The organism is Adhaeribacter rhizoryzae, from assembly GCF_008629685.1.
GTDB lineage: Bacteria > Bacteroidota > Bacteroidia > Cytophagales > Hymenobacteraceae > Adhaeribacter > Adhaeribacter rhizoryzae.
Map to the genome: position 1 here is coordinate 115,337 of NZ_VWSF01000002.1, position 16,365 is coordinate 131,701.

General features: G+C 43.3%; 11 protein-coding genes. 6 read left to right on the top strand and 5 right to left on the bottom strand.

The window, feature by feature from the left end:
* Positions 1 to 560 precede the first annotated feature (560 nt).
* A complete protein-coding gene (locus tag F0145_RS03640; RefSeq protein ID WP_150086947.1) occupies positions 561 to 1,640 on the bottom strand; it encodes a chemotaxis protein CheB in 1,080 nt (359 codons plus the stop codon).
* Between the two features lie 240 nt (positions 1,641 to 1,880).
* Between F0145_RS03640 and F0145_RS03645 the strand changes: the two genes are divergently transcribed.
* On the top strand, positions 1,881 to 2,918 hold the full coding sequence (locus tag F0145_RS03645) for a chemotaxis protein CheB (protein ID WP_150086948.1): 1,038 nt from the start codon (positions 1,881 to 1,883) through the stop codon (positions 2,916 to 2,918).
* A 281-nt stretch (positions 2,919 to 3,199) separates the two neighbouring features.
* On the opposite strand, the gene F0145_RS03650 is transcribed toward F0145_RS03645, so the two are convergent.
* Positions 3,200 to 3,931 carry a glycosyltransferase family 2 protein gene (locus F0145_RS03650; RefSeq protein WP_150086949.1) on the bottom strand — a complete coding sequence of 244 codons (732 nt, stop codon included), beginning with the start codon at positions 3,929 to 3,931 and terminating at the stop codon, positions 3,200 to 3,202.
* Positions 3,932 to 4,330: 399 nt separating this feature from the next.
* Between F0145_RS03650 and F0145_RS03655 the strand changes: the two genes are divergently transcribed.
* The 3 genes from F0145_RS03655 (at position 4,331) to F0145_RS03665 (ending at position 7,574) form a co-directional block, all read left to right on the top strand.
* Positions 4,331 to 6,106, top strand: a complete 1,776-nt coding sequence (locus F0145_RS03655) for a hypothetical protein (protein WP_150086950.1) — start codon at positions 4,331 to 4,333, stop codon at positions 6,104 to 6,106.
* A 429-nt stretch (positions 6,107 to 6,535) separates the two neighbouring features.
* The gene (locus F0145_RS03660; RefSeq protein WP_150086951.1) at positions 6,536 to 7,102 is read left to right on the top strand and encodes a hypothetical protein; all 567 of its coding nucleotides are present in this window, start codon (positions 6,536 to 6,538) and stop codon (positions 7,100 to 7,102) included.
* An 88-nt stretch (positions 7,103 to 7,190) separates the two neighbouring features.
* Positions 7,191 to 7,574, top strand: coding sequence for a hypothetical protein (locus F0145_RS03665; RefSeq protein ID WP_150086952.1), 384 nt, complete (start codon positions 7,191 to 7,193; stop codon positions 7,572 to 7,574).
* A 418-nt stretch (positions 7,575 to 7,992) separates the two neighbouring features.
* Here the strand turns inward: F0145_RS03665 and F0145_RS03670 are convergent, their stop codons facing one another.
* From F0145_RS03670 to F0145_RS03680, 3 genes are all read right to left on the bottom strand, one after another.
* Complete coding sequence (locus tag F0145_RS03670) at positions 7,993 to 8,472, bottom strand: hypothetical protein (RefSeq protein ID WP_150086953.1); 480 nt, start codon at positions 8,470 to 8,472, stop codon at positions 7,993 to 7,995.
* 332 nt (positions 8,473 to 8,804) lie between these two features.
* Positions 8,805 to 10,664, bottom strand: coding sequence for a M61 family metallopeptidase (locus tag F0145_RS03675; RefSeq protein ID WP_150086954.1), 1,860 nt, complete (start codon positions 10,662 to 10,664; stop codon positions 8,805 to 8,807).
* Positions 10,665 to 10,848: 184 nt separating this feature from the next.
* Positions 10,849 to 13,257 carry an ABC transporter permease gene (locus tag F0145_RS03680; RefSeq protein WP_150086955.1) on the bottom strand — a complete coding sequence of 803 codons (2,409 nt, stop codon included), beginning with the start codon at positions 13,255 to 13,257 and terminating at the stop codon, positions 10,849 to 10,851.
* Between the two features lie 374 nt (positions 13,258 to 13,631).
* Here F0145_RS03680 and F0145_RS03685 point away from each other — a divergent pair, with 374 nt between their 5' ends.
* Both F0145_RS03685 and F0145_RS03690 read left to right on the top strand, forming a co-directional pair.
* Positions 13,632 to 15,008, top strand: a complete 1,377-nt coding sequence (locus F0145_RS03685) for a sigma-54-dependent transcriptional regulator (RefSeq protein WP_150086956.1) — start codon at positions 13,632 to 13,634, stop codon at positions 15,006 to 15,008.
* Positions 14,998 to 16,359: a sensor histidine kinase gene (locus tag F0145_RS03690; RefSeq protein WP_150086957.1), complete on the top strand. Its 1,362-nt coding sequence runs from the start codon at positions 14,998 to 15,000 to the stop codon at positions 16,357 to 16,359. The genes F0145_RS03685 and F0145_RS03690 overlap by 11 nt, the downstream gene beginning before the upstream one ends.
* Positions 16,360 to 16,365 lie beyond the last annotated feature (6 nt).

The window sequence follows — 16,365 nt, forward strand, 5'->3', positions numbered from 1 at the left end:
TCTGAAATATAAAAAAAAGTTATACCAATAAGCCAGATTAATACGAGATTAATTTAAATAAATTTAGGTATTAGCATAATTTTTACGCCGAATATTGTTAAAAAATAACCTAATTAAAAAATGTTAGCTCTCCTAATTCTTGCCGGCGGCATTATAGTTGAGCGAGAATATATTTATTGGTGGTTAGTAGCTTTGCTGTTGAAAGAGGCAATATTTTAATTGTTGCGTTATTTGATGAATGGTTCAGGCAGCGCAATTTGATTGGCTATGCTGCCATGTCAGGTGTTTTGCGCTAATTACCATTAGTTTCTGCTGTGTCAGGTGTTATCACCTGACACTCTTATCACTTTTCTTGTATTTATCCGGTTTTAATAAATGCTTCTATTCCTGTACGGTGGTTGTGAAAAACTGCGGATGTTCGGTTATCATAGGCATAGTTCTTACTTGCGTCAAATATATGAGCTGGGGAAGGGGATGGTGTCAGGTGATAACACCTGACACGGCAGAAGAACCCAACAGGGCAGCATGCTTCAGACAAAGCAATTTGCCATTAGTTATTACTATTTACCCTGATTATTTTTTGGTTTCTTCTTCTGAAACTGGATGTCGCCGCTCAATAATTGGTGCTGAAAAATGGAATCGTGAATAATGCAGGCTTGTTTGACCATAATATCGGCTTTGCCAAAAAATATTTTGGCTACATCTTTTTTCTTTATCTCCTCAAAATGTTTGCCTAATTGCACCAGCAACATGTTGGTTTCTTCCAGCCCCCGCATGGCCTGGAACATTGCGCTTTCTACGGTTTCGGTTACCTCGGCTAATAATGCACTTATGGTGTAGGCGTGGCCGGTATGGCACCGGAACCGGATTAAATTACCTTCTATTAGTTTGGTTAGGGCACCGTGGCAATCAGGACAGGTAAAAGGGGTGAGTTCGCCTTTTTCTATAATTCCCATCCTAAAAGCATTATCGTGGCGGGCAATAGCCAGTTCTATTTCCAGCCGATCGAGGTCTTCTTTTTTTACTTTTAGTTCTCCGGTAGCCGGTTTGGTGGTGAGTTGCGTTAATAAAGCCGCTAATTCGGCAATGGGCACTATATGGTCTACTTCCACAAATTCCAGTACATTCGTGGGCATGTCCGGGTAAGTAGCATCTTCCGGATCTTGTATAATGGTGGTGCCGCCCAGTCTTTTCACCGACCACAACCCAGAAGTGCCATCGTCGAGGTAACCCGAAAGTACTACACCAATAACCCGCGGGCCGTACACGTAAGCCGCCGACCGGAAAAGCGCATCTACCGACGGCCGAAACCGGTTTTCTTTTGGCCCCCGCTTTATTAATACTTTGCCATCTTCCAGCAACAAGTGAAAATCGGGTGGGGCAATGTAAATCCGGCCCGGTTCAATGGCTTGACCGTCTTGGGGGTGTTCGGCCGGTATTGGCCCCATGCTGGTTAATATTTCAGGCAGGTGGCTTTCGCTATAAGGCGCCACGTGCTGCGCTATAAAAATAGAACCCAGGAAATCGCGTGGCAAACCTTTTACTAATTCGGTCAGCGCTTTTACGCCACCAGCCGAGGAGCCAATTACAATTATATCTTGTTTGGCTTTTACTGGTTCCGGTTTTAGTTTCCTGGCCATGTTTTGGGGTTATTTATAAAAAAACAAAGTAGTTGTAAGTACGTGTGGCCAAGTGGTAAGTTAGTTTTAACCAAATACGGCGCGGGAAAGCAACTGCTTCAGTAATAAACGGATGAACTGTTAGAGATGAAAATAACCAGTACCCGGGTACTAATCTGCTAGCTGTTATTAAATACAGCCGGAATAAAACAACATCCGTAAACAAATATTCTGAAGCCACTAAACCTGAAACCTGAAAACGTGCAGATAACTGGTCATAATATTATTGTAATTGGTACGTCGGCCGGCGGCATGGAAGCTTTGTGCCGGTTAGTTGAACCCTTTCCTGCTGATTTACCCGCCGCTGTTTTTATTGTGCAGCACTTGTCTGCCGATTCCAACATCCAATATTTGTTAAAACGATTAGCGAGCCACACCAAGTTAAGCTGCGTAGTGGCCGAACATAATACCCACATCGAGTACAATGCCATTTACATGGCTCCGCCTGATCATCATTTGCTCATCGATAAAAAACATATTCTGGTGGCCAGAGGACCACGCGAAAACCAGTTCCGGCCTTCCATCGACCCGCTATTCCGGTCAGCGGCGGCTTTTCACGGGGCTCAAACCATTGGCGTAATTTTAACCGGATTTTTGAGCGACGGCCTGGTAGGCATGAATGCCGTACAGCGCTGCGGGGGCTTTACAGTAGTGCAGGACCCAACCGATGCGGAGTATTCTGATTTGCCCCGGAATATTTTGCGCCATATGCCGGTAACCCATACGGCACCCATTGCCCAAATGGGACAACTTTTAACGCAATTGGTACACCAGCCCGCACCCGACTCGGTAACGGTACAACCCGATATTTTATTAGAAGCTCAAATTGCCCAACGGATTATGATAAATAGCGAAAATGCCAATATTGGCGACATGGATAAACTTGGCAAACGGGTGCCTTATACCTGCCCTGATTGCGGTGGTACGCTGTGGGAATTAACCCGTGAGAAAGATAATGTGCAGCGATTCCGATGCCATACCGGCCACGCCTACACCGACCAAAGCTTGCTCTCCAGCATGAACAATAATTTAGAAGAAACCCTTTATGTAGCCATGCGCACCCTGGAAGAACGCCGCAACATGTTAATGAGTATGGCCAACCAGGAAACAGGCAATGCCAAGTGGGCTACGCTACAACGCGACCGTGCCGAAGAAATGAAAACCCACATTGAGCGCATCCGCCGCATTCTGGAAGCCGCCACCGTTTCGGACCAGGAGCACCAGCGGGAAGCAGGTTGATTTTCGTTAATCGTTGTTCGTTAATCGTTATTCGGTACGCTTAATTTATTATTCGAGTGCTTGCCAGGCATTAAGCTGTGCTGGCCTGATACCTTAAATAAAATATCTAAGCTCTTCCTCGCTTATAATAGTATGGCACAATCTCCTCTTTGGAGAGGTAAGGATAAGTTTTAAGGTTAGCTTACTTCAACTATCCTGGTTCTCGGATGCCCCAAAATGTTTTAAGGCTGAAATATTATTTTTATAAATTAAGTTTTTCTATTACAAGCCATGGTTAGGAATTAGCCGGATGCAGGTACTTTTCTTTTGCTCAGCATCAACTTTAAATAACTTATACTTTCGGTGGCCAAAATGCGGAAACTTAAAGCGCCAAAGGTAATATTGGGTTTTAACGTTACCTGTACGGAGCTTACGCTAAGGTGGGCTTTGGCAGCCAGCAATATAAATTCAAAATCGAAGAGATAGCGCTTGGTAACGGTTTTCAAAAACAGCTCGCGCCCCCTCTGGTTAAATCCTTTAAGGCCGCATTGGGTATCGTAAAGCGGTAGCTTTATTGTTTTTGTAAGCACAAACCGGAATAATTTAGATACGCGGGAGCGAACATCCGGAATATTGCTATAATAGGCCTTGTCTCTTACGCCTGCCACCAGGTCGGCTTGGCCGCTGCGCAAAGCCTGGTAAATCTGTAAAAAATCCTTTTCGTAGTACGGGAAATCAATATCGGTATAAATGCAATATTGGTGGCCCGCGGCCGCTACACCCGTGCGTAAAGCATGGCCTTTACCCTGGTTTGGCGTATAAGCCAGGTAAGTAAAGTTTTTCAGTGATTGGCGGAGCTGGTCAATATCGGTCGGGGTAATGCCCGTGGTAGAGCCATCGTTTACCAGGTAAATAAATAGTTCGGTGTCGGGGAGGCACTGTTGTAAATAAGTCAGGCTGGCAATAACCGTAGCGACCCAATTTTTACCCGGGTTATAACAAGGCAATACAATATCTAACTGGTGCGCCAACATCTATTCTCAGAAAACAAATTACCTGCAAATATCAGCTATTTATTTAATTAAATATATGCTACTAGCGGTGCGCATAAATCTGGTTACTTATTAATACCCGGCCTGGTAATATTACGTTTGCACCTGCTTGGCACAAACTATACTCAACTTGGCTATTCCGGAATAAAGCATACTAGTTGCAGGAGCGGTTTTATTAGTTGCTTTAGCTTTTATTTTCATTATGCCAGGCCTACCGTGTAATAATATGCGGGCAGCATGATATTGGTTAAACAGGAGGTTGTAATTTCGGGTAAAATTTAGCTTCTACTTAATATGTTAAAAAGCGGGCAACGTTGGTTTAATATAACTTTTTTGCTTTTAGTGCAGACCATTCTGATTTTAATAGTTTTTAGCCCGCTTTTGCTCCAACACAACAAATTTTTATTAGCCGCAAGAAATATTGATTGGCTTAAGAATTACTTTACTTTCCAGGCCTATTTGCAACAGCCATTTGCCCTGGGCCTGCTTAAATTCGAGCATTTTAATTACCCTTTTGGGGAATATATTTTGTACACCGATAACTCGCCGGTATTTGCGATTGCCGTAAAGTTATTCTCCAATTATATATTTGATGTTTCGGCAGATGGACTATTTGTTTATCATTTGTTTTTAGTGAGCGGCATATTATTAAGCACTTTTTTGCTGTTTCAAATACTTACTTGTCTTATTCAGGATCGGGCATGTATAATTTTCTTTAGCTTAATTTTACCTTGGTTACAGCCCCAATTGTTCCGGTTGGGCGGGCATTTTAGTCTCAGTTTTTCTTTTGTATTGCTGCTGGGTATTCTGTTTCTGTTGCGTAGTTATAGGCATTTTTATACTGGTAAAAACATAATTAAAGAACTATTTTGGTTTGTACCGGCTCTAATTATTGTTTCTTTTATTCATTTGTATTACCTGCCTTTGGTGCTGGTTTTGGTAGGATATTTTTGTGCGGCTTGGGTGCTGCAAGCATTTTTCCGGAACGAGAACTATCGTTTTTTAATAGCCTGGAGTATAGCTGCAGTACTTATTCCGTTATGCGTAACTTATAGCATAATACGTTTAACAGATGGATATTATGAGCTTCGGCCCGATAAAGCAACAGGTTATAGTTTTGTTGGCAATAAATTACACTTATCCGACTTGTACACGGCCTATGCTCATAACCATTTAAAATTTAATTATTTGTTTACCCCGGAGCCTTCGGGAAACTGGGAGCCGTACGCCTATTTGGGTTCCTTTGCCCTGTATGTGGGGGCGCTGTTGTTGATTATGGGGGTTTTTAGGCTTTTTTTTAAAGCTGCTTTTTTCCCGTCAGTTGCTAACCACGAGTTTACCCGCAGCTTTCTTTTGTTGTTTGGAGTGGCATCATTCGGCTCACTTTTTATATCGTTGGGCGATTACTTTAATTTATTTAGCAGTGACCTTCCAGTGCGTAATTATTTAAATATTTTCCGGTATCTAAAAAAAATAACAGAAAGTGTAACGCACTTTAGAGCGCTGGATAGGTTTGGTTGGGTATTTTTCTGGTTTATTAATTTGTTGGTTATTTACTACTATGATCAACTTTTACAAAGCAAGTCAGGCAAGATAGTTAGGTTCGTGGCTTATACTTTAGCCCTTTTGGCCCTTTCGGATACTTTAGATGCCTTTGCTTATTATCACCGGAATGTGATAGCGAATGAATTAACAGACCCTACCCTTAAAAAGGAACTCTATTTGGCAGAGGGTATTCAGGTCTCCGACTTCCAGGCCATTCTGCCCATCCCTTTTTACTACATTGGTACCGAAGAAACTGATCTGGAAATGTCCGTGCCAGAAGATTTTCAGACCAAAACCATTCAGTTATCACTTACTTCAAATTTGCCTTTAATGGCTAGTCAAATGTCGCGCACGGCACCAGCGCAGGCAAAGGAAATATTCAGCTTAATTACGGGCCAGGCAAGCTCAAATTTGAAAAGCAAGTTAAATAACAAGCCTTTACTGGTAGCTGTTGATACTACGCTATACAACCAGCATATAAAATACTGCGAAAAAGTACCGTTCCGGAGTTCTTGCCAGGTTTACGAAGCGGGCCGGACTTTTGTACAGCGGCACCAGTTGCAGCCCATTGGTAAGTTCCGGAACGTAATCCTGTATAGCTATAAATATTAGCCTGGTTGGTAAATTATCTGCTGCTCTCTTAAATATAATCAGGTCATTTTCTCTTTCTGTTTACTTTAATAAAGCAAGGCAAATTCTGGTAATTTTTTATTTAGCCAAACAAAATTATTTGCCGATAGATGATGCTGGTAAAAATCAGGTACAAAATTTGAAAGCTAGCCAAATGAGACCAACCAGCTCAAAAAACAGTAAGTTTAGCCAGCTATTAGCAGCAGCTTTTAATTGCGGTAGCGCCAGTAGGCTATAATAATATTTAGTTTCGCGCGTAAGTAAGGTTTAATGGGTAATTATTAACCAAGCAAGAAGCATAATTTTGGGCAACCCTTAATATTGATTTTCCATATAACGAACCGGTTAACCTAATGCGGGTGGTTGGCTGTTTTAACGTTGTTTACCCAATATTTTTACCAACAATCTATTATGAAAAAAAATACCATATTACTCTTTTTACTTTTGCTTACCAGTTTTTCAGCTTTTGCGCAAAAATACCGCACAAATATTGGCGCCCGCCTGGGCCGGAACGACTTTGGGGTATCGCTGCAGCAGAAAATATTAGAAGAAGTTACCTTAGAAGGAATTGCCGGGGTGGGTAGCCGCGAAGCCGATTTTACTTTGCTGGTAGAAAAACATTATCCGCTTATAGGTAAGGGTTTTAATTATTACATAGGTGCCGGGGCACACGTAGGCACGGTTAAAGAATACGGCGGATTTTACGGGGCCGATGTTATTTTGGGTACCGAACTGAAACTGCCTATTTTTCCGTTGGTAATATCGCTGGATATTAAACCGGCCATTCATGCCAGCCATTCTGATTGGTTTGCGTTTGATGGTGGCTTTACTTTGCGCTATATTTTGGTAAAAGAAAAAGTAGAAAAGAAAAGGTTTGGCATTTTTGGCGGGGGCAACCGGAACGATGACAATGACCGCAATCGGCGGAACAAGAAAAACAAAAAAGAAGCGCCCAAACGCCGTTTATTCGAATTTTAGAAAGCCCTAACGGCGATCTGGTAATGCCTAACAACTTTCGGGGGAGTACCCCGTTGAACAAATTTAACCACCATTAATTTAGATTAGTATGCAGGAAGAACGCTCAATAGAAAGTTTGCTCGATACCCAGCAAAAAAAGCTGGCCTTTTTTCAGAATTTAATTTTGCTGGCTGCCGCCGATGGCATTTTAGAAAATGATGAAGGCCGGTTTCTGCTGGATATAGGAAATAAATTAGGGCTGGCCCCTGAAGATGTAATGCCCATTGCCGATAATTTGAGCGTGTTAAGCTTTATAATCCCGTCGGAGGGTATGCAGAAAACAATGGAACTGCAAACTTTAGTGCAAATGATGCTCGAAGACGGAAAAATTCACGATCGCGAATATGCGCTTTGCTTAGATTATGCCCACCGCATTGGGTATGGTAAAGATATTCTGAATGATATGATAAAGCAATTATCTGGCGGGAAGTAGCCGCAAGGATGTTTATTGCTAAATATTTAAATAAATTATAGTAGAACGGAAGAATAAAAAGCTGTAAAGGCGGGCAGTTTTGGAATTGCAAAAAGTAAAGAGCAAAATAAAAGCACGCTTAAGCGTGCTTTTATTTTAAAGTTGAACACACAAACAAAAAACTACTTATTCTATTATTAAATCCCTTTTTAATTGTTAATTACACCAGGCTTAAGTATTGTTGGCCCGGAGTTGGCTCTCCTAAATATTAGAGGCTTTTTTATTTAATCTCTTAGCCTTGTTACAGGCTGTTTCTGCTGTTTAGCTTTTAATTTTTAGTGGCTGCTTCCGAAACAGACACTAAAAAAGCTTTATTTTATATTAAGGTGTAGCGCGAACGCTCTTTAAAACCTTATGGCGTTAGTGTAAAAGTTTATCCTTAGGCAATAAATTCGTAGCTCTTCAAATATAACCGACCTTCAATGGTTAATTTAACCAGTAATTTATCGTTCAAAACTTTGGCTTCAATCCAGTTTTGTTTTAATAAATAACGGGTAAATTCAACCAGTTGTAACCAGGCTTTTGTTTCTAAACCGGGTAGGTCTGCTATATCATGAAACCGGTGCGGTTCGCAGTTAAGCGTATTTAGCACAATCTGCGTTAAGGTAAATACTTCCTCAGGCGCAACCTGCTGAATGCCGATGGTGTTAATGGCTGCGTTAAAAACATTCTGCGATTCGTAACGGTAATACGTGCGCAGGTAACCGCGTTCGGCTAGTTCTAAGCCAATGGCTTCGCTCTGGTGTTGTTCGCCAATCGAGTCTAAGTAACCAGTAATATCCCACATGTTGCCGGGTACTTCTTGCTCCTTATTGTAAAGCCAGGCCAGGGTTTTGTTTAAAATTTCGGAAGTAATCATGTATTCGCAGATTTTATTAAGACAAACATAACACCTTCATTATCTTAATAAAAGGACAGTGTTGGCTAAAAAGTAACATACTTTTGTGATAGGAATATTTAAATAAGATGCTTTCTATGGTGTTTTAAAGCATTTTATTAATGTTAAATGGCGTAAATAGGTTTAAAAAGTAACAAATGTATTGGTTTAAATTATTGTTAAATTTTCTTTTTTTTAGCGCTTAAAACAACGTCAAAGCCTTTGCTAAATAATAAAAAGCAGAAAATCCGGCTATTCTCATTTTTTGGAGAACAAGCCAGATTTTCTTCTTTTTGTTATACGAAAAAATTAGGCTATAATCCGCTGTAAAGCCAGGCTTCCCGGAGCTGTTTTTGCTGGTCGGTAGCGGCCGGATCGAGGCGCAATAAATGTTGGGTTTCAACGGGTGTTTGGGTAATAGTGCCGGTTAATTTTTGCGTAACTGCGTTGCCTTTTTTGTCTTTTCGGCTAACGGTTACTTCCAGGTTGGCTCCCACGGGCGCATTGGTAACTTGCTGCGCAATAATTTTAGGAGCGGTGGTAGCCGTTACTTCCTGGCCATTTATAGCCATAATTACATCGCCGGCTTGGTAGCCCATTTCTTTACCGAAATCGTTCATGTTGCTGGTGCCGGCAATTACCATGCGGCCTTCTTTGTTCAGGGCGGTTTCTACCCGGCCAAAAGTATTTACCATTTCGGTGCCCTGGGGCGCGTAGGTTACCCCAACGGTTTTGAATATTTCGGTGTAAGGCAATGGTGTTGCGCCTTCTACATACTGCCGGAAAAAGTCGCGTATTGGCGGGTAAGTGAGCTCGGTAATCTTATCGAAGAGTTCTTCGTCTTTAAAGGATTGGTCTTTGCCGTAGGTTTTGGCCAGGTCGTTCATCAGGTTGCGAATTCCGTATTTCCCGCCCGATAATTCCCGGAGTTTAATATCCAGCGCCATGCCAATTAATGCACCTTTCTGGTACACGTTGCCGTACTGGTTTTCGTGTTTATCCAGAGCCCCTTTGCTCATTACTGTAAACGGCAGCGTATCGTTGTATTTAAGCGAACCGGCAATGTAGGCGCGCAGCTTGGTTAAATATTCTTCGGGACTGATTAACTTTTGATTTGCCTGCACGTGCGAAGCAAAATATTCCGTTACGCCTTCGTACAACCACAAGTGCTTCGACATTTGGGGATTGATGTAGTCGAAGTCGCCGATTTCTTCAGAATGAATATTTAAAGGCGTTACAATGTGAAAAAACTCATGGGCCGCAATGCCTCTGATTTGGTTGGCAATTTGCTGCGAATTAAAAGGCGGCAAATAATAAACCGAAGAATAAGAGTGCTCCAAAGCGCCGTAAGAACCGGTGGTGTTGTAAGCATCGTCTACGTAAATCAGGAAAGCGTATTTTTCGACGGGTAGTTTGCCGCCCAGGTAATTTTTCTGGGCTTCCAGTATTTCTTTAATATTTTCGGCAATTATACCCGATTGCACATCTTTTTTGGCAGTATACACCGATACCAATACTTCGGCGCCGCCAATCTGCATCATGGCGGTATCGGGCACGTTGTACATCAGCGGCGAATCTACCACATCCATGTAAGAATCGATGCGGTAAGTATCGGCGGTTGGGGTGGTTTTAACGGCTTTTAAGGGCGTAGAACCGTAAAATCCCTGGGGTTTGGTAATGGTTAGTTCGTAGGGTACACGCTTCAGGCCATCGAAGTAGCCAATAAACCCGTGTGTGTTGAGCAAAAAGTTTTTGTTTTCTTCGATGTTGGTGCCGGCCGGTTCAAAAACAATATCTTCTTTTTTGGTATTATCAAAAGTATCGCCGGCCCAGTAGGTAATCTGGTCCAGGTTTTTGGCTTTGCTTATTTTCCAGCGGTTCTCGTCGAGTTTAGTAACCGGCAAAGCGCGGCCTTTTTTATCGAGCGCCTTAAAATCCGAAATATATTTGCCGAAGTTATACACGGCGTAAGTGCCGGGTACCATTTTGGGCATATTGTAAATAATTTCGGATTCTTTTATTTCGGGTGCTTTCAGGGTAACTTGTATGCGATCGTTTTGCACCTGGGTTAAATTCAGGTTAAACTGGTAAACTTTGTTTTTAGCTAATTCATCCGAAGCAAAAGAAACTTGCCGCAAACTCAAAGCCAGCAGCAACAGCCATATTTTTCTCATAAGTATTTTAAAGTGAATTGTATATAAACGGTTCTGGTTAAAGATTGATAATATATTTGAATAAGCCTGAAAAGACATAAATCAGGCCAAAGCTTTAAATATTATTTGCCCCGCCTAATGCCCTAATATATCGCACGCAATAGCTTTATATTAACATTAAGCAGAGAATTAAAGGTTGCCGCAATTATTCCGAGCGTAAAGCTTTAATGGGGTTGGCCGTAGCCGCTTTAGCAGCCTGAATACTTACCGTGAGCATGGCAATAAGCATGGCAAAAAAGCCCGCCAGTAAAAAGGTCCAGAAACTAAGCGGCGTACGGTAAGCAAAATCCTGGAGCCAGCGGTGCATGCCGTACCAGGCAATGGGCGTAGCTAACCCAATGGCAATAATTACGAGCCAGGCAAAGTCTTTGGAAAGCAGCATAATAATATCGGTAACCGAACTGCCCAGTACTTTCCGGATGCCAATTTCGCGGGTGCGCTGCTCGGCGGTAAAAGAAGTAAGCCCAAATAAACCCAGGCAGGCAATAATAATAGTAAGCGCCGCAAAGTACCCGAAAATCAGCAGCATTTTTTCTTCGGTGTGGTATTGCTGGTTAAAATACTCGTCCAGGAAAAAATATTCTATCGGGTGTTTCGGGTCGAAATATTTCCATTTTTCCTGCACAAAGTTTAAAGTAGCCGGCAAGTTAGTTGTATTTACCTGCACCAGTAAATAACCCGGCGAGGTAGGGGCTAAGGCAATAATTAAGGGCTCGATGGTGGTGTGGAGCGAAGTAAAATTAAAATCGTTTACAACGCCAATTACCTTGGCATCCCAATCGGCGAAAAGAATTTTTTTGCCGATTGGGCTATCTTGCCAGCCCATCTTCCGGACCATGGCCTGGTTCACCAAAACCCCGCCTTTTAAATCGGTTGCCATTTCGCGCGAAAAGTTACGGCCTTCCAATATTTTTATGTTCAGCAACTCCAGAAAATCGTAGTCGCCGGGCAGTACAAAAGAAGTTCGTTCTTCCTGCTTGCCGTCTTTCTCAATTAAAGTTATCAGGTCGCTAATTGGCCCGCCCGGAATGGTAGAAATAACGGCTACTTTTTGCACCGCCGGGTTACTTAGCATTTCTTGTTTTACCTGGGGCAACTGCCTAATTAACGTAGTATCGCCGACCGGAATATCAATTACCAGCACCTGCTCTTTCCGGAAACCCAGATTAGAATTTTTGATGTATTGCATTTGGCTGTAAACCACCAGTGTACCAATAATTAAAATCAGGGAAATGGTAAACTGCGTAACCACCAGAAACTTCCGGAACAACGCATTGCTGCCCTGCGGACTTTTATCGGATTTGAGTACTTCTACGGGTTTAAACGACGACAGGAAAAAGGCCGGATAACTGCCCGCTACCAGCCCCACAAACAACACAATCGCCAGCAGCACCAAGCCAAAAGAGCCTTCGGTAAAATAAGTGTAAGAAAAATTTTTGTTTGTAAGGGCGTTAAAGTGCGGCAGCAATATTTCTACCAGCGCCAGAGCCAGCAGCACCGCAAACAAGGTAATCAGAATAGATTCGCCAATAAACTGCCGGATAATTTGCGAGCGGTAAGCGCCTACTACTTTGCGTAAACCTACTTCGCGGGCCCGTTTGGCCGAGCGGGCTGTAGCCAGGTTCATGTAGTTAATGCAGGCAATCAGCAGTAAAAAGACCGCCACAAAGCTGAAAATATACACGTAAGCCTCTTGTCCGTAAGCTGCTACCTGGTCTTTCCATTCGGGGTTCAGGTGAATATCCCGGATAGGTTGCAAATAAAAAGTTTCGCTGGCGGTTAGTTCGTTTTCTTTAATCCAGGGGTTAATAATATTTTTACTTAACCGGAATAATTGCTGCTGGAGGGCATTAATTTGGTTTTTATCTTTCAGCAACACGTAAGTATACCAGTTAAGCGCCAGCCAGTTAGAAATAGAAGTAACACCGTTTATTTCGGCAGAGCCTTTGCCCAGCGTAATCGCCGATAAAAAACCTTCGGCTTGCAAATGCGAGTGCTGCGGATTGGCTACTACGCCGATAACCTGGTGCGCGTTTTTGCTGAACTGTAATATTTGCCCCATCGCGGCTTCGGCGCTGCCGAAAAATTTAATGGCCAGCGCTTCCGTGAGTACCATGGTTTTCGGGGCTTTCAGCGCCGTTTCGGGGTTGCCGTGTAAAAAAGTATAATTAAAAACTTTAAAAAAATTGCTATCGGCAAAGGCCAGGTTTTCCTGGTTAAAAGCTTTCTCGTTAATCCAGAGGGTTTGCTTGCTCACAGGCAATATTTTGGTAACTACTTCGGCTTCGGGGTAATTATCGCCAATGGTTTGGGCCAGTTTAAAAGGCGTGTAAGCAAATTTATCGTGCTGCCCCTGCATCCGGATGCTGCTTACCACGCGCACAATCCGGTCGGCGTTGGTAAAATAGCGCTCGTAGGTGAGCTCGTGCTGCACGTATAAAAATATAAGAATACAGGCCGAAATACCCGTTGCCAGCCCCAGAATATTAATAGAAGAATAAATTTTATTCCGGCGCAGGTTACGCCAGGCAATTTTAAAGTAGTTTTTCAGCATAGTTTCTTTGGGTAGTACATAGAATTAGCATTGGCGAAAAGCGGCGCGCAGGCAAAACCAAGAAGAATGCCATATTTAGGTTAAGCGGGTTTGCGTTGTAAAATGAACCGTTTTGCCCGGTTTAACAATTATTAACTGTTCGGTTCCGTACATTTGCTGTCTGATAAAGTACACTTATCGGGCGCGGTTTTAATAATATTAACCCAAAATTGACTGCAAAGCTAAAATATTGCCTTTAAAGAGGCTTGGCATAAGGCTTGTAACAACGCAGCCAACTAGCCCTTGTGAAACCTGTTACTATCGCTTAATATTGGTATAAATATTTAAGAACCGGAAAAAATTTAAGGCTGCTTTTCCTATTCCGTCCGAAATAAATGAATAATAAACTTGATTGCCGCATCCTGATTGTCGACGACGAAGAAGATATTCTGACGGCGGGCCGCATCTTTCTGAAACAGCATTTTACGTTTGTCCGCACCGAGCCCAACCCGAATAAAATTCCGTATCACCTGCAAAACGACAACTACGATGTAATTATGCTGGACATGAATTACACCGCCGGCGCTACAAATTCCAAAGAAGGCTTTACCTGGCTTTCGCGGATTCTGGAAATTGACCCGGCCGCAGTGGTGATTTTGATTACGGCTTACGGCGATGTGGAACTGGCGGTGCGGGCATTAAAAGAAGGTGCCACCGATTTTGTGCTAAAGCCCTGGCAAAACGAAAAATTATTAGCTACCCTCACGGCCGCCTGCCGCCTGCGCAAATCTACGCAGGAAGTAAAAACCTTGGTAGATAAGCAACGACACTTAAACCAAGCCCTGAATGCCCATTACAGCGATTTTATTGGCGTATCGGCGCCCATGCAAAAGGTTTACCAAACCATTGAAAAAGTAGGCTCGACTGATGCCAACGTATTAATATTAGGGGAGAACGGCACGGGTAAAGAACTGGCGGCCCGCGCCTTGCACCGTAAATCCAGAAGAGCCGATGAAGCCTTTGTGAGTGTAGATTTAGGAGCCGTAAGTGAAACTTTGTTCGAAAGTGAATTATTTGGCCACGCCAAAGGTGCTTTTACCGATGCCAAAGACGACCGCGCCGGTCGTTTTGAAGTAGCCTCGGGCGGCACCTTGTTTCTGGATGAGATTGGTAACCTGAGTCTAGCCTTGCAATCGAAATTATTAACGGCGCTGCAAAGCCGGCAAATTACCCGACTGGGTACGAACAAACCTAAAAATATTGATATTAGGTTGGTTTGCGCTACCAATATGCCGCTGTACGAAATGGTACCCCAAGGGCGGTTTCGGCAAGATTTATTATACCGCATTAATACCGTTGAGCTGCATTTGCCACCCTTACGCGAGCGCAAAGAAGATATTCCACTGTTAGCCGAGCATTTTCTAAACCTTTACAGCCGCAAATACCAGAAAGGCAACCTGGGTTTAGATAAGGCCACGCTTAAAAAACTAGCCGAATACCACTGGCCCGGCAATATTCGGGAACTGGACCATGCCATAGAGCGCGCCGTAATTCTAAGCGACCAAAGTACGCTGCTTCCCGCCGATTTTAATTTTATGCAACCAACACCGGCTCAGCCGGCCTTAATGGAAGATTATACCTTAGAAATGCTGGAGCGCATGATGGTGCAGAAAATATTGAGCAAGCACGCCGGCAATATTACCCACGCGGCCCGCGAACTGGGCATTACCCGCACTGCTTTGTACCGCCGCATCGAAAAATATGGCTTATAATAAATTTCGGCTCCGGGTTTTGTTGCGGTTTATGCTGCTACTGGCGATAACCGGCGGCTTTTGGTACGTGCTGTTGTACCGGCACTGGTATATAACTGCCTTTTGCCTTTTCCTGGTTTTGCTGGCTTTGCTGTTCGATTTATTTCATTATCTCGAAAAGACTAACCGTGAACTGGTCCGGTTCTTCTCGGCTATCCGGTACGAAGATTTTACCCAGCGCTTTCCGAACGAAACCAGAACCGGTTCTTTTGCTGATTTGTACCAGGAACTAAATAATACCATTGCAGCTTTTCAGCGCATTAAAGCCGATAAAGAAGCCAACCACTTGTACTTGCAAAATTTGGTGGCGCACATGCGCATTGGCATTATTACCTTTAACGAAGCCGGCGAAGTAAACCTGATGAACCAGGCAGCTAAAGATTTGCTGCAAGTGCCGCACCTTACCCGCATTCATGGTTTACAGCGGGTTAGCCCCGAACTGACCGAAGCCATGGAAACGCTGGAAAATGAAGAAAGCAAACTGGTAGTGTTAAACCGCTCGGACGAACAATTATTGCTGACGGTAAAAGCCAGTACTTTCCGGCTGCAAGGGCAAGCGCTCAAGATTATTTCGCTGCAAAATATTCGTTCCGAAATGGAAGAAAAAGAACTCGATGCCTGGCAAAAGCTAATACGAGTATTATCGCACGAAATTATGAATTCTATTACGCCGGTTATTTCACTTACTAACAGTTTGGGCACGCTGGTAGAAGCCGAACTAATAAACCGGGAAAACAACGAAGAACCCGATGAAGAAATCGTGCAGGACATCCGAACTGGTTTGGAAACCATTGAAAAACGCAGCGCTGGCTTGCTGCACTTCGTTGAAAAATACCGCAAACTTACCCGCATTCCCAATCCGCGCTTACAGCCTTTAAACCTAAACGAATTATTAAAAGGTATTCAGCAGTTGGTACAGCGCAATTTTAGAGAGAACGGGGTAATTTTGCAATTGCAGTTACCGGATGCCCCGCTGTTACTGCAGGCCGATGGCGATATGCTGGAACAGGTAATTATTAACCTGGTAAAAAATGCGCTGGAAGCTTGTCAGGAGTGCCCCGCTCCGCAGGTAGAAATAAAAGCCTACACCGATCCGCAGGAAAACAACCGGGTTAAAGTAGATGTTAAAGACAACGGCAAAGGCATACCGGAAGAAATATTGGATCAGATTTTTGTGCCTTTTTATACCACCAAGCGCCACGGTTCCGGCATTGGGTTAAGTTTATCGCGGCAAATTATGCGTCTGCACAAAGGTAGCTTGCGGGTAAGCAGTACTGCCCCCAGCCAAACCGTTTTTACCCTGGTATTTTAATAATAA